Source organism: Streptomyces vietnamensis, from assembly GCF_000830005.1.
GTDB lineage: Bacteria > Actinomycetota > Actinomycetes > Streptomycetales > Streptomycetaceae > Streptomyces > Streptomyces vietnamensis.
In genome coordinates, this window is record NZ_CP010407.1 from 4,354,063 (window position 1) to 4,371,409 (window position 17,347).

Sequence of the window (17,347 nt, forward strand, 5' to 3'; positions counted from 1 at the left end):
CGTACGGAAGGGGGCCCAGGGCCGTAAGACCCATTACCGGAGCGTCACATTCCGGTCACTCGAAGCGCGCGGCGAGCAGGACCACGTCCTCCCCCTCCACGGCCCGGTCCAGGCCCTCGGGGAGCAGGGTCCGCAGGACGTGGTCGGCGACGGCGCCCGGGTCGCCCCGGTCCGCCTTCGGCACGCTCGCGGCGGCCGCGTGGAGCCGGGCGAAGGCCCGGTCCATGGCGTCGCCGGTACGGCGCAGCAGCCCGTCCGTGTAGAGAAGCACCGTTTCTCCGGGTGCGGGGGACAGCTCCACGCTGGGCGCCTCCCAGCAGGAGAGCATCCCGAGCGGGGCCGAGAGCGAGGTCTCGACGAACTCCGTGCGGTGGTCGCCGACGACCAGCGGCGGGGCGTGTCCGGCGCCGGCGAGGACGATCCGGCGCTGCGCGGGCTCGGCGTACGCGAAGAGGGCGGTCGCCGAGCGGGCGGGTTCGGTGAGCCGGAGCAGGAGCTCCAGGTCGGAGAGGACGGCGACGGGGTCCTCGCCCTCCATCACCGCGTACGCCCGGAGGGAGGCGCGGAGCCGGCCCATGGCGGCGAGCGCGCTGGGTCCGGTGCCGCAGACGGAGCCGACGGCCAGGCCGAGGGCGCCGTCGGGCAGCGGCAGCGCGTCGTACCAGTCGCCGCCGCCCATGGGGCCGGTGCGGTGGCGGGCGGCGAGCTGGACGCCGGGGACGCGGGGGAGGCGGCTGGGGAGCAGTTCCTCGGCGACGGTGGAGACCTGGACGCGGGCGCGTTCGACCTGGAGGAGCCGGGCGAGGTGCTCGGTGGCGAAGCGGCCGTAGAGCCCGATGAGGTGGCGTCGGCGCTCGTCGGGTTCGGCGGGCTCGTCGTAGAGCCAGACGAGCGCGCCGAGTCGGCCGGCCTCCTCGGTGGCGAGGGGGAGGGCGTAGCTGGCGGCGTAGCCGAGGCGGGCGGCGACCTCGCGGTGGCGGGGGTCGAGGCCCGCCTCCGTACGGACGTCGCGGATGGCGATCGGACCGGGGACGCGCTCGGGGTGGACGGGGTCGGGGAGGCCGTCGAGGAGGCGGCCGTAGCTGGTGGCGCTGCGCGGGACGGTCTCGATGGTGCCGAGGTCGGAGTGGGCGAGGCCGAGGCCGATGGTGCTGGTGGGGCCGTGGCCGTCGGCCGGTTCGAGGACGGCCATGCCGCGGCGGGCGCCGACGAGGGCGGCGCCGGCGTCGAGCACCTCGCGGAGGGCCTCGTCGAGGGAGGAGGTCCTGATGAGGCGCTCGGTGAGTTCGTGGAGGGTGGTGAGGTCGGAGACCCAGGAGGCGAGCCGGTCCTGGATCAGGACTCCGGGGGGGAGGGCCTCGTCGGAGGGACCCGCCGCCGCGGGGACCCCGGGAAGGGGCGACGTAGTGTGCGGTGACCCGGGAACAGTGGAATCGATTCCGGCCACTTTCGGCATGCGTGGGGCGCTCATGTCGGTCGGCTTTCCGACCGGTGCGTTTGACGCCAAAGCATCGCAAACCCCCATGTCAATCAGAGCCGCTCGATGCATCCACATGTACACGCACCAGAGGAACGATGTCCAGCATTGTCCCGATGGGACTTGTGGTGTCCGTGAGCTTGCGCGAGGGGGTTGAAGTACGCGGAAAGTTGGCCGAAAATTGCCCCCGGTGTGCACCTTTTGCGGTCGACTGGCGTCGTTTGAAAGCGCGTCATTCCAAGCGTGCTGGGTACGTACTCGGTGACAGGCAGGGGCAGTTGACACCGCCCCGGAACGTGACGCGGAACCCCGGCGTCTTTCCCGCCGCAGGCCGCAACCCGCCACCGAGTGGCGGGGAACGTGTTCTGACCCGCTCCGGCTCTGACCTGGCTCCACCCGGTTCCCCCGGGATCCACCCGGCACCGGCCCGGTCCGCACCGCTCCTCCGCGGTCCGGCACCCCGCCGACCCGGCACGCGCTGATACGCACGGTGAAGAGTTCTGCACATGGTGTGATGTGGATTCGGCGTTCAACGGAAAGGAACGAGCGCTCATGCGCGAGATCCTCGGAAGGCGACGCAGGCTCCGGTTCCGGCGCAAGGAGAGGACCGCCCGGCTCGACGCCGCGGTCACCTTCGCGGTCGAGTGGAACTGGCCCGTCCTGCCGGGCGCGGGCCTGAGAGCGACGACCCGTACGGCCACGGGAACGGGCGCGGGCCTGAGGGAAGCGACCCGTACGGCCATGGGAGCGGCGCCCCGTGCGGCCGTGGGAGCCGGAGCGGTCTGCTCCTGCCCCGACCCCGACTGCGTGGTGCCCGGCGCGCACCCCTACGACCCCGGACTGCTCGCGGCCACCACGGACGAGCGCATGATCCGCTGGTGGTGGACCCGGCGACCGGACGCCCCGGTGGTCCTTGCCACGGGCGGCCGCGCGCCCTGCGCCGTCAGCCTCCCGGCGGTGGCGGGGGCGCGGGCCCTCGCCGCGCTCGACGCGGCGGGCATGCGGCTCGGCCCGGTGGTGGCGACCCCGACCCGCTGGTCGATCCTCGTCGCCCCGTACGGCCTCGAACGGCTCGGCGAGCTGCTGTACGCGAAGGACGACGTGCCCAGCTCGCTGCGGTTCCACGGCGAGGGCGGCTATCTGCTCCTTCCGCCGTCGGTCGCGGGCACCGGGCAGGTGCGCTGGGAGCGGGCACCGCTCGCGGGCTCGGCCCGGCCCTGGCTGCCCGACGTCGAGGCGGTGGTCGACGCCCTGGTCGAGGCGAGCACGAGCACGCCGGGCGGTGGGAGCAGGCTGGCGTACTGAGTCCTCGGGCGCGGGGTCCTCGGACACGGGCCCGTTCACCCGAACGGGTGTGTACTGGTCCGACTTGCAGGGAAAACGGGCGCGCGGCCCGCCGGGCGCCCGGATCCCGCGGCTATGTTCACCCCCATGAGCCCGGTGAACCTCCGCGTGGTCGGACTCGGGACCGCCGTCACGGTCGCCGTCCTGCTGCCCCTCGTCGCGACGGCGGGACCGACGGGGGAGCCCGTACGGCCGGCGGGAGCGAGCGCGGAGGGGTCCGGGGGCTCCGAGGGCTTCGAGGGGTCCGGGAGCTCCGCGGGTGACGCGAAGGCCGGGGACCTGCTGGAAGGGCTCGGCCTGGGGTCCCGTACACCGGCCTCCCGTACACCGGTTTCCCCTACACCTGCCTCCCCTTCCCCCGCCACCCCGCCTTCTCCCGAGCGGGTCACGCACTGTGGGCCTGAACTCGCCTCTCCCGAGGGGGCCGAGGCGCAGACCTGCGTCCTGAGCGAGGGACCCGACGTATGGGCGCGCACGTACTACCGGAACGCCACCGGCCGGCAGCTCGACGCTTTTCTGACCCTCATGGGCCCCGGCGGGCGGACCGTACAAGTGGACTGCCCGGTCCCGGCGCAGGACGAACCGGGAACCTGTGAAACGCCGAGGGAGCGCGCCCGGGGCGCGGTCACGGCGTATACGGCGGTCGCGGAATTCGCCGGATCCGGCGAGGGCGGCAGTACTCCGCTGCTGCTCCGCGCGGGAAGCAACACCGCGGACAGCGAAGGAAGTTGAGCGTCGGACGCCCCGGCCCTGCCGGAAGCGGACATGGAAAGGCCCGGTCGCTGGCGACGGGGGATGCACCAGCGACCGGGCTTCAAGAACGGTAACAAGAGATCTGCTGTTCGCAAATTCGATCTCGGTTATTCGGACAGGGATTTGTCCGAGCGAAGACCCACCTTGTGGCGGAAGTCACCGACCGGTCGGTCTGTCAGTCACCGATACCACCTGGGGTATCAGCTGAGAGTCACCTGGCGGTTCGTGAGACCGCCGCGCGCCCGGCGCTCCTCCGCCGTCAGCGGCGCGTCCGAGGCGAGCGCCGCGGTCAGCCGCTCGGCGAACTCGGCCGCCGGCTTCTCGCAGTCCTCGGCCGTCATCGACGACGGCAGGTCCCACACCGGCACCATCAGACCGTGGGCACGGAAGGAGCCGACGAGCCGGGTGTCCGCGCCGAGCGAGGTGCCCTCGCCGGCCTGGAGCCGGGCGAGCGCGTCGAGGAGCTTCTCCTCCGGGTGCGGCATGACCCAGCGCAGGTGGTTCTTGTCCGGGACCTCGCACCAGTACGCGGAGTCGACGCTCGCCAGCTTCACGGTCGGGATCGCGGCCGCGTTGGCCCGCTCCAGGGAGGCCGCGACCTCCGGGTCCGCGCCGTCCGCGGACTGCGGGATCCAGAACTCGAAGCCCGAGTGGACCTCCGGCTCGAACGGGGCGTCCGCGTCGAGCAGCTCCTGCAGGCGCGGGCCCTCGGCCGGCACGCGGCGCGCGGGGATCGGGGTGCCCGGCTCCGCCTCCAGGGCGCGCTGGAGGGTGTCGGCGAGGTCGCGGGCCAGGTCGCCGGAGGAGGAGTCGTTCTGCAGGGCGAGCAGGACGGAGCCGTCGTCGCGGCGGAGCGCCGGCCACGCCATCGGCAGCACGGTCGCGAGCGTCACGGACGGCACGCCCTCGGGCAGCCCGCCCTTCAGGGTGAGCGGCACGGTCGCGGCCGGCACCAGCTCGCGCAGCGCGACCCAGTCGCACTCGCCGGGCAGACCCTCGAAGGGGCGCTGGACGAGCTCGGTCACGGCGTGCGCGGCGGCCCGGCCGTGACACGCCTTGTAGCGGCGGCCCGAACCGCACGGGCACGGCTCGCGCGCGCCGACGACCGGGATCTCCCCGCTCGTGACCTGTGCCTGGCCGGCCTTGCCGGCCTTCGTCTGGGGGCGCTTCTTGGCCATGGTGTGGCTTTCTCCCGATCGCGGCTGTGCTGTGTGTGCGGTGCTGTACCGGGCGCGAGCCTAGCCGCACCGGACGCCGGGGCCACTCAGGCGGGGCGGCGCGGCAGCCCGGGCGGACACCGCCGTGAGGCCGCGCCCGCCACCGCACTCACTCCTGGACCGGTCCTCGACCCGGATCGCCGTACACGTCAGTCCAGATCGTCGTACGCGTCGAGGAAGTCGAAGCCGGAGCCGCCGCCGACGCGCGTCGCGAAGTCCTCGCGGCGGTGTCCCTCGGTGACCACCACCCAGACGGTGACCTCGCCGGTCGCGCTGTCCCGTACGCCCCAGTCCTGGGCCAGCGCGCCGATGATGTTCAGCCCGCGGCCGCCCCGTGCGGTGACCGAGGGCGTCGACGGGACGGGCCGGGTCGGACCACCGCCGTCGGTCACCTCGACCCGCAGGCCGCCCGCCGGGTCGACCCGCCAGGCCGCCCGCACATCGCCTTCGCCCCGCTCCGCGTGCCCCAGCGGCCTGCCGTACCGACAGGCATTGCTGAGCAGCTCGGAAAGGATCAGTACCGCGTCGTCGACGACCGATTCGGCCACCCCGCTGCGGTACAGCTCGTCCCGCATCCGGTGTCGCGCTTCCCCCACGCCCGCAGGGCCATGGGGTACGGCCATGCTCGACGACGTGGGCACCTCCTGTGCCACCACCAACGCCACCCCCGAGACCTCCTTTGCCCCACGCCACGGTGTGGATGCCCCAATGGCCTGGACCGGAAACCGGCCAATCCACGTGTGATGAGGCACTCGTGACGATCGCGTACGCACGGAACGCGCCGGTGCACACCCCGTAAGGGCTGTTATCCCCTGTGACGGACGGGAAAAGAGGGACAGGAGAGGTCTCTCGATTCTCAGTCGCGGCCCAGCTGGGCGAGCACCTGCTTCGGACGGTTGGTGATGATCGCGTCCACGCCCAGGCGCTCGCAGAGTTCGACGTCCTCGGCCTCGTCCACCGTCCAGACGTGGACCTGGTGCCCGGCCTTCTGGAGCCGCAGGATCACCGCGGGATGGTGCCGGACGATCCGGATCGACGGGCCCGCGATGCGCGCGCCCGCGGGGAGCCGTCCGTCGCGCAGCCGGGGCGAGACGAACTGGGCGAGCGAGACGGTGGGCAGCGTCGGCGCGGCGGCGGCGATCCGGTACAGGGAACGGGCCGAGAAGCTCATGACGCGTACGGGGGAGTCGGCGGGGGACGCGGGCGCGTCCAGGCCGAAACGCTTGAGGAGCTGGAGCAGCTTCTCCTCGACCTGGCCCCGCCACCGGGTGGGGTGCTTGGTCTCGATGGCCAGCTCGATCCGGCGCCCGGCGTCGGAGACCAGCTCCAGGAGGCGTTCGAGGGTGAGGACGGAGGTGTACCCGGGGTCCTTCCAGTCGGGGATCTCGCCGGAGTCGTCGCGGCCCTTCCAGGTGCCGAAGTCGAGGGCGGCGAGATCGGCGAGTTCGAGCGCGGAGACGGCGCCGCGGCCGTTGGAGGTGCGGTCGACGCGCCGGTCGTGGACGCAGACGAGGTGGCCGTCGGCGGTGAGCCGGACGTCGCACTCCAGGGCGTCGGCGCCGTCCTCGATGGCCTTCACATAGGCGGCCAGGGTGTGTTCCGGTGCGTCCTCGGATGCTCCGCGGTGGGCGACGACCTGGAGGGGAACGCGGTTCGTGTGCTGCCGTGCGTGGGTCACGGCGTCATGGTGCCATTGGCGGGGCGGGGCGAGCACCTCGGAGGGAGTCCGTTCTGTCCGTATATAAAGGATGGGGAGCGAACGCACAGCTCCGCCTTACAGCGGCCTGACGTCCCGTGGGAAAAGCTGGTGCAGCACCCTGGAACCCGTAGGTAACCGTGTAGTCGACGAGGAGAGCGAGCTGTGAGCACCGAGAACGAGGGCACGCCGGACCCGGCGGACCCGGCTGTCCCGTCCGCCCCGCAAACGCCTCCCGTACCCCCGAAGCCGACGGCCGCCCAGCCCGCGGACGAGCCGACGACGATCCAGGCCCCGATCCAAGCGGCTCCGGACCAGACCCAGACCCAGCCCGAGCCCCAGGCCCAGGCCCAGGATCAGACCCAGACCCAGACCCAGACCCAGCCCCAGCCCCAGGCCCAGGCCCCCGCCCCCGAGCCGGTCGCGGCCGCCGCCGCCCCCGCCGGTGGCTGGCCCCCGCCCCCGCCGGCCGTCCCGGCCTGGGGCGCCCCGAACCCGTCCGCGTACCCCGCCCCCGCGGCACCGCGCAGACGGACCGGCGGCCTCGTGGCGGCCGTGCTCGTCGCGGCGCTCGTCGGCGGCGGCATCGGCGGCGGCGTCGGCTACTGGGCGGCCGAGCGCGGGGACAACGGCTTCAGCTCGACGACGGTCTCCTCGGGCCAGGCCCCGGCCTCGTTCAAGCGCGACCCGGGGACGGTCGCGGCGGTCGCGGCGAAGGCCCTGCCGAGCGTGGTCACCATCCAGGCGAAGTCCGGCGGCCAGGACGGCGAGGGCGGTACGGGCACGGGCTTCGTCTACGACCAGGAAGGCCACATCGTCACCAACAACCACGTGGTGGCGTCGGCGGCGGACGGCGGCACGCTGTCCGTGACGTTCTCGGACGGCAAGACGTACGACGCGGAGGTCGTCGGCCGGGCCGAGGGCTACGACGTGGCCGTACTGAAGCTGAAGGACGCCCCGAAGGGGCTGACGCCGCTGCCGCTCGGGGACTCCGACAAGGTGGCGGTCGGCGACTCGACGATCGCGATCGGCGCGCCGTTCGGCCTGTCCAACACGGTGACGACGGGCATCGTCAGCGCCAAGAACCGCCCGGTCGCCTCGGGCGACGGCTCCGGCGGCAGCAACTCGTACATGAGCGCGCTGCAGACGGACGCCTCGATCAACCCGGGCAACTCCGGCGGGCCGCTGCTCGACGCGAGCGGCGCGGTGATCGGCATCAACTCGGCCATCCAGTCGACCAGCGGCGGCTTCGGCCAGTCCCAGGCGGGCTCGATCGGCCTCGGCTTCGCGATCCCGGTCAACCAGGCGAAGAACGTGGCCCAGCAGCTGATCAAGACGGGCAAGCCGGTGTACCCGGTGATCGGCGCGACCGTGAACATGAACGACAAGGGCCAGGGCGCGACGATCGCCGGCCAGGGCTCCGGCGGCACGCCCTCGGTCACGCCCGACGGCCCGGCGGCGAAGGCGGGCCTGAAGGCCGGCGACGTGATCACGGGCTTCGGCGACCACCCGATCGACAGCGGCCGCACCCTGATCAGCGAGATCTGGACGTACAAGCCGGGCGACTCGGTGAAGATCACCTACGAGCGCGACGGCAAGACCGCGACGACCACGGTCACCCTCGGCGAACGCACCGGCGACAGCTGACGGCACCGGACCACCCCGCCCGCTCAGCCGGTAGGCTGTTGCCCGCTCCGTTCCAGGTGGGACGGAGCGAGGGTGGGTTGCCCGAGCGGCCTAAGGGAACGGTCTTGAAAACCGTCGTGGCGAGAGTCACCGTGGGTTCAAATCCCACACCCACCGCAGCAGGTCAGAGAAGCAGCAGCTCAGAGGGCGGGCCCCGGATTCCGGGGCCCGCCCTCTGCGTCAACCTGTCTCTCTTGTAGCCCAGTTCTCCACCCACTTTCGGCCCGGGCGGTTGTCAGTGACCGCTGTTAGCGTCCGGCCGTTCTGGAAGAGCTGTGTGGGGAGGGCCGACACATGGGCGCGTCGGGGTGGGACTACTCGGTGCCGTATCAGGAGGATCTCGTCGGGGCGTTCGACGCGTTGCGGCGGAAGGTCTTCGAGGAGCGGGAGTACTACTGGGTTTCGGGCGCCGACTGGAAGCCGGAGAAGGAACGGTTGCCGTGGCCCGAGACCGAGGAGGAGCTGTGGGCTGACGAGATGGCCCAGGAAGCCGGAACGCACTCGATCCTCGACATCTTCCGGATCATCGGCCCTGACGAGGAGCCGGACTACTCCACGATGAAGCAGGTGACCGAGGAGGAGGCGCTGCGTGTCCTCGGCACGCGGAAGCCCACCCGGGCGCACGTGCCGAGGTTCGAGGAGTTCGACCACTGGCGCTGGTACGGGCGGTGCGCCGTGCTCCATGACGACCGGGGAGAGCCGCAGGAGATCTACTTCTGGGGCTTCTCCGGCGACTGAGTCGACTCGGGGGAAGGCCATGGCCGGCTCCCAGGAGATGCGGACCGTGCGATCAGCAGCGATTCTGTAAAGGGCGAATCCACCGGCAAGGAGAGCCGCGATGTCTGTGATGGACAAGCTCAAGCAGATGCTGAAGGGTCACGAGGATCAGGCTGGAACCGGTATCGACAAGGCCGGTGACTTCGTGGACGACAAGACCCAGGGCAAGTACAGCAGCCAGGTCGACACGGCCCAGGAGAAGCTCAAGGAGCAGCTGGGGAACGACCGCGAGCAGACCGGCGGGCCCGAGTAGAAACCCACCGCAGACGAACGGCCCCTGACCGGATGAACGGTCAGGGGCTCGGGTGGGTTCAGCGGGTTTGACGGATCCAGTGGGTTTAACGGGGCCAGTGGGTTCAGCGGGTTCAGTGGGTTCAGGGGTGGCTGCGGGCCTGGGGGTTGTTCAGGCAGAGGGCGATGTTGCGGACCGCCGCGGTGAGTTCCTCGATCACCCGGGCCGCCTGCTCCGCGTTGTGGAAGACCGGGCGGTCCGTGAGGGAGCGGCTCAGCTCCTCCGCTGCCCGGACGGCGGGGCCGGCGTCCCCGGCGGGTACGGGAGGGGCCGCGGGTACGGGGGCGGGCGCGGGTGCCGTGCTCTGCGGGGGAGGCGGAGGGGCCGAGGGGTACGGCTCGGGCTCCGTCGTCCGGTAGCCGTCGAAGGACGGCGAGAAGGTGCCGGAGCCGACGGTCAGGGAGGTGCGCGCCTCCTCCCGTACGTGCTGCTGCGGGGCCGCGAAGTGGTCCTGGCCGTGCTGCGGGGCCGGGGTCGGCGCCTGGCCGTGCTGCGGGATCGGGGTCGGCGCCGGGGCCTGGCCGTGCTGCGGGGCCGGGGCCTGGCCGTGCTGCGGGGCCTGAGCCTGGCCGTGCTGCGGGACCTGAGCCTGCCCGTGTTGCGGAGTCGGCGCCTGCCCGTGGTGCGGGGCCGGCGCCTGGCCGTGTTGCGGGGCCGGGATCTGGTCGTGCTGCGGGACCGGGGGCTGGGACTGGCGGGCGCGGGGCAGGACCAGGTGGTCGAAGCCCGGGAACGACGGTGTGGTCGGGTGCGCGGCGGGCTGGGCGTACTCGCTCTGCCACTGCGCGCGGTAGTACTCCACCTGGTCCTCGCAGGAGGAGCGGGCGTGGAAGACCGCGGTGTCGTCGCCGAGGTCCGGGTACCAGAGGTTGGGGCCGGGGAAACGCACGGTCCGCATGCGGGGCTTGATCTGCTCGGCGCAGCCCATGCAGCAGCCCTCCGGCACGATGAGCGGGATGCCGCCGTTCTGCTCCGGATGCCGGGGGCCGCCCTCCGGGCTGTACTCCCCGTGGTGGCAGGGCGGCAGTTCGCCGCAGGCCCGGCAGACGGCGTAGTGCTCGGGGAGGACCGGCCAGTCCAGGCTGGCGGGGGCGCACCAGTGCTTCACCGCCGACCGGGGCAGGTTCTCGTCGCGCAGGACGAGCACCACCGGTCGCCGGTAGAACTCGGCGCGATCGGGGGCCGGTTTGAACGCCTGGTTGTCGGCCCGCCGCAGTTCGTTGGCGTGCCACCACAGCTCCACGTGGTCGCGCCAGGCCTTCTCATAGGATTTCGGCCAGGAGTTGCCGGGGTAACCGGTGATCTCCAGGACGCGCCAGGCCCGTCGGTCGAGCACGACGATGGAGCCGGCCCGGAGCCGCAGATGGGTGCCCTCGCCGTCCTCGTCCGGCCAGTCGTGGCGGCCGATGAGAGTGGGCTGGTCCGGGAGCCACCTGCGAATCTGCATGACACGCTCCTAGGCAATGAAACCGCGTGGTTTCAACTGGGGCAGTAGGTGACATTCTGAACAATTTAGGCGTCGCCTTGGGGGTTAGACACGCACACAGCGTTGATCGATTGAGGGCCGGAAACGCCTTCTGGCCCGGGTATTTCGCTTTCCCCGCCCGATCGGATCCGCCGGCGCGCGTCCCCCGGAGCGACCGCTGCGGAGCCGGGCCGCAGCGGCCCGACACCCACCCGTACGCGTGACGTCGCTTCCAGAGGTGTCAGCCCGTACGTATGCATCCGTCCCGTGCAGTGGCCGCCGGCGGCTCCGGACGGGGGTTTCCGGTCCGGAGAGGTGGTAAAGCGGCCTCTCCCGCCGCGGACGGGTCGGTAGGGTCCGGAAATCCGGAGACAGGGGTGTGAGATGCGCGTCGTACTCGTCCAGGGGGACATCACCGCCGAGGCGGTGGACGCGGTGGTCAACGCCGCGAACTCCTCGCTCCTCGGGGGCGGGGGAGTCGACGGAGCCATTCACCGGCGGGGCGGGCCGGAGATCCTCGCCGCCTGCCAGGACCTGCGGCGGTCGCACTACGGCAAGGGGCTGCCGACCGGGCAGGCCGTGGCGACCACGGCCGGACGGCTGCCGGCCCGGTACGTGATCCACACGGTCGGCCCGGTCTGGTCGCGGGACGAGGACCGCTCCGAGCTGCTGGCCTCCTGCTACCGGGAATCGCTGCGGGTCGCCGACGAGTTGGGGGCCCGTACGGTCGCCTTCCCGGCCATCTCCACCGGGATCTACGGCTGGCCGATGGCGGACGGCGCCCGGATCGCCGTGGAGACGGTACGGGCGGCCCGTACCGAGGTCGAGGAGGTCCGCTTCGTCCTCTTCGACGCGGCGGCGTACGCGGCTTTCGAGGCTGCCGTGGGAGATGCCGCGTAGTTCTCTGGGCCGCGTAGTTCTCTGGTCGGCGGCGGTACGGCTTTCGCGGGCGAACGCCTTTTCTTTGCTGGTTGATGTGTTCGGTTTCTCCGGGGCGAAGACGCGCCGTGGCGTCCTTCCGAGAGAAAGATTGGCGGAAAATCTGCCGGAACGCTTCCTCCCTTGCGGCGCACCGGCCGTGCCGTCCCGCAGACCCCGTCCCGACCCCCTCCACCCGTGTGAGCTGCGGCTTTCTCGTACCGCCGGGGTTTATCGGCTTGTCCTCACGCTTGCGGGGGAATCGGCCGCTCCGGGGTGGTTCGCCGGGGATTCGGTGGGCAACTCTGGATTCGCGACGTCGAGCACGAACGACCGAGGCGGTCGGCCAACTGCCTTGGAAATGGCCGTACTTCAGAGAAGTTCCGAAGTTCCGTAGAGCAGTTCCGTGCAACAGCATCAGCTTTCAGTTCCCGGAGGAACAGACATGGCAAGCATCCGTACCGCCCGCATCCTCGCCGCTGCCGCCGCCCTGCCCCTCGCCGCCGCGCTCTTCACCGGGGTGGCCCAGGCCGACAACGGCGGTTTCGCGGACGACGGATCGAACACGAGCGTCGCCACGATCATCGGCAGTGGTGTCGGCGGGCACAACCTCGGCAACTCGACCACGACGCAGCAGGTCGCGACCGGCTCCGGTGCCTCCAACCAGAACAACACCGCGAGCGTGAACGGCTCCGCCTTCACCCACATCGACCAGTCCAACAACGTGGTGAACTTCGTCCCGTGGTGGTGACCCGCAGCCTGGGCACCGGCCCGACGGGGGGCGTGACCGTGGTGTGAACGACGGCCCGCACATCGGTACTTCGGTACCGGCGTGCGGGCCGTCGCGTTTTCGCGCGCGGCTTTTCGCACGTGGCTTTTCGCGTGTGGCTTTTCGCGCGCGGCGCCGACCTTGACAGGGATCCCGTACCTGACGGACAGTCAGAAACCTCAGTCGTCCCACGGGAGGCCGTCGCCGTGCACCTCGCCCCGACCGAGCGGCAGCTGCGGCTGCGCGCCGAACTCCGCGCTTACTTCCGGGACGTGATGCCCGACGGCCCGCCGCCCGCCACCGACACCGCCGCCCAGCGGCGGCTGCTCCGCCGGATCGGCGACGACGGGCTCCTCGGCCTCGGCTGGCCCGAGGAGTACGGGGGGCAGGGCCGCGGGCCCGACGAGCAGTTCGTCTTCTTCGACGAGGCGTACCGTGCGGGCGCCCCCGTCTCGATGGTCACCCTCAACACCGTCGGCCCCACGCTCATGGCGTACGGCACCGAGGAGCAGAAGGCCTTCTTCCTGCCCCGGATCCTGCGCGGCGAGGCCGTCTTCGCCATCGGCTACAGCGAACCCGAGGCCGGCACCGACCTCGCCTCCCTCCGGACCCGCGCGGTCCGCGACGGATCCGACTGGCTGATCGACGGGCAGAAGATCTTCACCTCCAACGCCCAGAACGCCGACTGGATCTGGCTCGCCTGCCGCACCGACCCCGACGCGCCGCCGCACCGGGGCATCTCCATCGTCCTCGTCCCCACCGACTCCCCCGGTTTCTCCTGGACCCCGATCGAGACGGTGGGCGGACTGACGACGACCGCCACGTACTACGACGGGATACGCGTCCCCGCGGGCAACCTCGTCGGGCCCGAGCACGGCGGCTGGGGCCTCATCACCAGCCAGCTCAACCACGAGCGGGTCGCGCTCGCCGCGATCGGCATGCAGGCCGAGGACTTCTTCGCGGCCGTCCTCGACCGGGCGCGCACCCCCGATCCGGTGACGGGCCGGCGCCGCATCGACGAGCCGTGGGTCCGGATCAGGGCCGCCGAAGCGCACGCCCGGCTGGCCGCGACCCGCCTGCTGAACTGGCGTCTGGTGGGTGACGTGGGGGCCGGCCGGCTGGCCCCGGGGGACGCGAGCGGCGTGAAGTTCGCCGGTACCGAATCGGCGGTGGAGGTGTACCGCATCTGCCAGGAGATCGCCGGTGGGGCGGGGACGGTGCGGGCGGGATCGCCGGGGGAGTTCGACGGCGGTGAGCTGGAGCGGATGAACCGGGCCGCGCAGATCAACACCTTCGGGGGAGGAGTGAGCGAGGTGCAGCGCGAGATCGTCGCGAGGATGCGGCTCGGCATGAAGGCGAGGGGGCGGCGGTGAGCGGTACGGACAGCGGTACGGATGCGGCCGATGCGTTGTACGAGCGGCTCGTGGCCTTCGTCGGGCGGTCCGCCGCCACCGCCGGCACCGGGAGGGACCCGGTCAACCTGCCGATGATCAGGCACTGGTGCGAGGCCATGGGGGACACCCACCCCGCCTACACCGGGCCGGACGCCGTCGCGCCCCCGACCATGCTCCAGGCCTGGACGATGGGCGGCCTCTCCGGGCACACGGACCGGTCCTCGGCGTACGAGGAGCTGTTCGCCCTCCTCGACGGCGCCGGATACACCTCGGTGGTCGCGACCGACTGCGAGCAGGAGTACCTGCGGCCGCTCCGCCCGGGCGACGAGATCGGCTTCGACACCGTCATCGAGTCCGTGTCGGAGCGCAAGACCACCAAGCTCGGCACCGGGCACTTCGTGACGACCCGGACGGACGTCCGGGCGGGCGGCGAACTCGCGGGCACGCACCGCTTCCGCATCCTCAAGTACGCGCCCGCCGCCCGGCCGTCCCCCAAGGCCGAGAAGCCCCGCCGCCCCCGGCCCGTCGTCAACCGGGACAACGCCGGCTTCTGGGAGGGCGTGGCCGGGCACCGGCTGCTCATCCAGCGCTGCGGCGAGTGCGCGAGCCTCCGCTTCCCCTGGCTGCCGGGGTGCGCCGAGTGCGGTTCGCGGGAGTGGGACACCGTCGAGGCGAGCGGCGAGGGGACCGTCTACTCGTACGTGGTGATGCATCATCCGGCCTTCCCGGCCTTCGACCCTCCTTACGCGGTCGGGCTGATCGAGCTCGCCGAGGGCGTGCGGATGATCAGCAACGTGGTGGGGGTGCCGTACGACAAGGTGCGGATCGGGATGCCCGTACGCCTTGAGTTCCTGCGGGTCGACGAGGAGCTTGAGCTTCCCGTCTTCCGCGCGGGCGGGGAGGACTGACATGGACTTCACCCCCACCGAGGAGCAGGAGGCCGCCCGGGAGCTCGCCGGGCGGATCTTCGCCGACCTCGCGACCCACGAGCGGCTCCGGGCCGCCGGGACCGGCACCGACGCCGAGCTGTGGAAGGCGCTCTGCGCGGCCGGACTCCCGGGCGCCGTCGAGGAGACCGGCCTGCTCGGCCTGGTCCTGCTCCTGGAGGAGCAGGGGCGCAGGACGGCGCAGGTGCCGTTCGCCGCGAGCTGTGTGTACGGGATCCTCGCCGTCGCCCGGCACGGTACGGAGGAGCAGCGCGCCCGGCTCCTGCCCGGCCTCCGCGACGGTACGACGGTGGTGACGGGCGCGTTCCCGGCACCGGGATCCGTCTCCTCACGCGCCGGGCGGCTCAGCGGGGCCGTGGAGTGGGTGCCGTGGCTCAGGGACGCCACCCACGTCCTCGTACCGGACGGGGGCCGGGCCCTGTGGCTCGTCCGCACCGAGGACGCGGCCGCCGTCGAGGCCGTCGAGCTCACCGCGCCCTGGGCCGCCGCCCGGCTCGTCCTCGACGGGACGCCGGGGGAGCGCCTCGGCGGGACCGGGACCGGCACCGGGATCGGGACCGGGACCGGGGGCGGGGCCGGGGCCCACGACGACGTGCTCGCCGCCGCGCGGATCGCCTTCGCCGGGCTCCAGGCCGGGGTGTGCGCCGGGTCCCTCGCCAGGGCCGTGGAGCACACCTCCGTACGCGAGCAGTTCGGGCGGCCGCTCTCGACCCACCAGGCGGTGCAACTGCGCGCCGCCGACGCCCACATGGACACCGAGGCCATCCGGGTCACCGCCTACGAGGCCGCCTGGCGCTTCGACGAGGGACTCGACGCCGCCGGGGCGGCCCTGACCGCCGCCTGGTGGGCCTCCGAGGCGGGCAAGCGGGTCGTGCACGCCGGACAGCACCTCCACGGCGGCATGGGCGCGGACCTCGACCACCCCGTCCACCGGCACTTCCTGTGGGGCCGGCAGCTCGACGCGTACCTCGGCTGCGGCACCGAACTCCTCGCCGAACTCGGCGACCTGCTCGCGGAAGGGGACCTGTGATGAAGCCCGGGGACGAGCTGCCGCCGCTGCGGATACCGATCACCCGCACCCTGATCGTCGCCGGGGCCGTCGCCTCCCGCGACTACCAGGACGTGCACCACGACGCCGAACTGGCCCGGGAGAAGGGCTCTCCGGACATCTTCATGAACATCCTCACCACCAACGGGCTCGTCGGCCGGTACGTCACCGACCACTTCGGCCCCCGGGCCGTCCTCCGCAAGGTCGCCATCCGGCTCGGCGCCCCCAACTACCCCGGGGACACCATGGTCCTGACCGGGACGGTCACCGAGGTGGCCGAAGGGGCGGACGGGGACACGGCGAGCGTCCGGGTCGTCGGCGCCAACGGGATCGGCCACCACGTCACCGGGACGGTCACCGTGGAGGTGCCGCGATGAGCGTCCGCGGCAGGGACACGCTCGGAGGGCGGGCGGCCGTCGTCGGCATCGGGGCGACCGAGTTCTCCAAGGACTCGGGCCGCAGCGAGCTCTCCCTCGCCGTCGAGGCCGTGCGCGCGGCCCTCGACGACGCCGGGCTCACGCCCGCCGACGTCGACGGCCTCGTCACCTTCACGATGGACACCAACCCCGAGATCACCGTCGCCCAGGCGTCCGGCATCGGCGAGCTCTCGTTCTTCTCCCGGGTGCACTACGGGGGCGGCGCCGCCTGCGCCACCGTGCAGCAGGCCGCGCTCGCCGTCGCCTCCGGGATCGCCGAGGTCGTCGTCTGCTACCGGGCGTTCAACGAGCGCTCGGGGCGGCGGTTCGGCTCCGGCGTGCAGCAGCGCGAGCCCTCCGCCGAGGGCGCCGCGCTCGGCTGGCAGCTGCCCTTCGGGCTGCTCACCCCGGCCTCCTGGGTCGCCATGGCCGCGCAGCGGTACCTGCACGCGTACGGGCTCACGCCGGACGCCTTCGGGCACGTGGCGGTGACGGACCGGAAGTACGCGGCGACCAACCCCGCCGCGTACTTCCACGGCAAGCCGATCACCCTCGCCGACCACGCCGCCTCCCGCTGGATCGTCGAACCCCTCCGGCTCCTCGACTGCTGCCAGGAGACCGACGGCGGCCAGGCGATCGTCGTCACCTCCGTCGAACGCGCCCGCGACCTGCCGCGCCCGCCCGCCGTGATCCTGGCGGCGGCCCAGGGCGCCGGGCGGAAACAGGAGGCCATGACCAGCTTCTACCGGGACGAGCTGACCGGGCTGCCGGAGATGGGCGTGGTGGCACGGCAGCTCTGGCGGACCTCGGGGCTCACGCCCTCCGAGATCGACGTGGGCATCCTCTACGACCACTTCACCCCGTTCGTGCTCATGCAGCTGGAGGAGTTCGGCTTCTGCGGGCCGGGGGAGGCGGCCGACTTCGTCGCGGCCGGGGCGCTTCCGCTGAACACCCACGGGGGGCAGCTCGGCGAGGCGTACCTCCACGGCATGAACGGCATAGCGGAGGCGGTACGGCAGATCCGCGGCACCTCCGTGAACCAGATGCCCGGCGCGGCCCGGACCTTGGTCACGGCGGGCACCGGGGTTCCCACGTCCGGGTTGATCCTGGGCACGGACGGCTGAGGCGACGGCCTGAGCGGTGGCCGG

General features: G+C 72.3%; 17 protein-coding genes and 1 tRNA gene. 13 read left to right on the forward strand and 5 right to left on the reverse strand.

Annotated elements, in window-relative coordinates; genetic code table 11:
• Positions 1 to 55: 55 nt before the first annotated feature.
• Positions 56 to 1,471: a PP2C family protein-serine/threonine phosphatase gene (locus SVTN_RS19430; RefSeq protein WP_245727592.1), complete on the reverse strand. Its 1,416-nt coding sequence runs from the start codon at positions 1,469 to 1,471 to the stop codon at positions 56 to 58.
• Between the two features lie 558 nt (positions 1,472 to 2,029).
• Here SVTN_RS19430 and SVTN_RS19435 point away from each other — a divergent pair.
• Both SVTN_RS19435 and SVTN_RS19440 read left to right on the forward strand, forming a co-directional pair.
• Positions 2,030 to 2,782, forward strand: coding sequence for a bifunctional DNA primase/polymerase (locus SVTN_RS19435; protein WP_041130252.1), 753 nt, complete (start codon positions 2,030 to 2,032; stop codon positions 2,780 to 2,782).
• A 126-nt stretch (positions 2,783 to 2,908) separates the two neighbouring features.
• The gene (locus tag SVTN_RS19440) at positions 2,909 to 3,553 is read left to right on the forward strand and encodes a hypothetical protein (protein WP_052499694.1); all 645 of its coding nucleotides are present in this window, start codon (positions 2,909 to 2,911) and stop codon (positions 3,551 to 3,553) included.
• Between the two features lie 221 nt (positions 3,554 to 3,774).
• Here SVTN_RS19440 and SVTN_RS19445 read toward each other — a convergent pair whose 3' ends face one another.
• The 3 genes from SVTN_RS19445 to SVTN_RS19455 all read right to left on the reverse strand — a co-directional run bounded on the left by SVTN_RS19445 (position 3,775) and on the right by SVTN_RS19455 (position 6,469).
• Positions 3,775 to 4,752: a DUF5926 family protein gene (locus SVTN_RS19445; RefSeq protein WP_041130254.1), complete on the reverse strand. Its 978-nt coding sequence runs from the start codon at positions 4,750 to 4,752 to the stop codon at positions 3,775 to 3,777.
• Positions 4,753 to 4,940: 188 nt separating this feature from the next.
• Positions 4,941 to 5,543, reverse strand: coding sequence for an ATP-binding protein (locus SVTN_RS19450; RefSeq protein WP_078908415.1), 603 nt, complete (start codon positions 5,541 to 5,543; stop codon positions 4,941 to 4,943).
• A gap of 104 nt (positions 5,544 to 5,647) precedes the next feature.
• Positions 5,648 to 6,469: a glycerophosphodiester phosphodiesterase gene (locus SVTN_RS19455; protein ID WP_041130256.1), complete on the reverse strand. Its 822-nt coding sequence runs from the start codon at positions 6,467 to 6,469 to the stop codon at positions 5,648 to 5,650.
• Positions 6,470 to 6,652: 183 nt separating this feature from the next.
• Between SVTN_RS19455 and SVTN_RS19460 the strand changes: the two genes are divergently transcribed.
• The 4 genes from SVTN_RS19460 to SVTN_RS19475 all read left to right on the forward strand — a co-directional run bounded on the left by SVTN_RS19460 (position 6,653) and on the right by SVTN_RS19475 (position 9,203).
• The gene (locus tag SVTN_RS19460) at positions 6,653 to 8,134 is read left to right on the forward strand and encodes a S1C family serine protease (RefSeq protein WP_041130257.1); all 1,482 of its coding nucleotides are present in this window, start codon (positions 6,653 to 6,655) and stop codon (positions 8,132 to 8,134) included.
• Between the two features lie 71 nt (positions 8,135 to 8,205).
• Positions 8,206 to 8,290, forward strand: a tRNA-Ser gene (locus tag SVTN_RS19465).
• A 177-nt stretch (positions 8,291 to 8,467) separates the two neighbouring features.
• On the forward strand, positions 8,468 to 8,911 hold the full coding sequence (locus SVTN_RS19470) for a hypothetical protein (RefSeq protein ID WP_041130258.1): 444 nt from the start codon (positions 8,468 to 8,470) through the stop codon (positions 8,909 to 8,911).
• 100 nt (positions 8,912 to 9,011) lie between these two features.
• Positions 9,012 to 9,203, forward strand: coding sequence for an antitoxin (locus tag SVTN_RS19475; protein ID WP_041130259.1), 192 nt, complete (start codon positions 9,012 to 9,014; stop codon positions 9,201 to 9,203).
• 121 nt (positions 9,204 to 9,324) lie between these two features.
• On the opposite strand, the gene SVTN_RS19480 is transcribed toward SVTN_RS19475, so the two are convergent.
• On the reverse strand, positions 9,325 to 10,689 hold the full coding sequence (locus SVTN_RS19480; RefSeq protein ID WP_041130260.1) for a hypothetical protein: 1,365 nt from the start codon (positions 10,687 to 10,689) through the stop codon (positions 9,325 to 9,327).
• 402 nt (positions 10,690 to 11,091) lie between these two features.
• Here SVTN_RS19480 and SVTN_RS19485 point away from each other — a divergent pair, with 402 nt between their 5' ends.
• From SVTN_RS19485 to SVTN_RS19515, 7 genes are all read left to right on the forward strand, one after another.
• Positions 11,092 to 11,607, forward strand: a complete 516-nt coding sequence (locus tag SVTN_RS19485) for an O-acetyl-ADP-ribose deacetylase (RefSeq protein ID WP_041130261.1) — start codon at positions 11,092 to 11,094, stop codon at positions 11,605 to 11,607.
• A gap of 463 nt (positions 11,608 to 12,070) precedes the next feature.
• Positions 12,071 to 12,376 carry a hypothetical protein gene (locus SVTN_RS19490; RefSeq protein ID WP_041130262.1) on the forward strand — a complete coding sequence of 102 codons (306 nt, stop codon included), beginning with the start codon at positions 12,071 to 12,073 and terminating at the stop codon, positions 12,374 to 12,376.
• A 224-nt stretch (positions 12,377 to 12,600) separates the two neighbouring features.
• A complete protein-coding gene (locus SVTN_RS19495; protein ID WP_041130263.1) occupies positions 12,601 to 13,767 on the forward strand; it encodes an acyl-CoA dehydrogenase family protein in 1,167 nt (388 codons plus the stop codon).
• Positions 13,764 to 14,696 (forward strand): bifunctional MaoC family dehydratase N-terminal/OB-fold nucleic acid binding domain-containing protein, encoded by a 933-nt coding sequence (locus tag SVTN_RS19500; RefSeq protein WP_041130264.1) that lies wholly within the window; start codon positions 13,764 to 13,766, stop codon positions 14,694 to 14,696. The genes SVTN_RS19495 and SVTN_RS19500 overlap by 4 nt, the downstream gene beginning before the upstream one ends.
• A gap of 1 nt (position 14,697) precedes the next feature.
• Positions 14,698 to 15,765: an acyl-CoA dehydrogenase family protein gene (locus SVTN_RS19505; protein ID WP_041130265.1), complete on the forward strand. Its 1,068-nt coding sequence runs from the start codon at positions 14,698 to 14,700 to the stop codon at positions 15,763 to 15,765.
• Positions 15,765 to 16,160, forward strand: a complete 396-nt coding sequence (locus SVTN_RS19510; RefSeq protein WP_041130266.1) for a MaoC family dehydratase — start codon at positions 15,765 to 15,767, stop codon at positions 16,158 to 16,160. The genes SVTN_RS19505 and SVTN_RS19510 overlap by 1 nt, the downstream gene beginning before the upstream one ends.
• Entirely contained in the window at positions 16,157 to 17,323 is a 1,167-nt protein-coding gene (locus tag SVTN_RS19515) for a lipid-transfer protein (protein ID WP_041130267.1), read from the forward strand. The genes SVTN_RS19510 and SVTN_RS19515 overlap by 4 nt, the downstream gene beginning before the upstream one ends.
• The last annotated feature ends 24 nt before the right edge of the window (positions 17,324 to 17,347 follow it).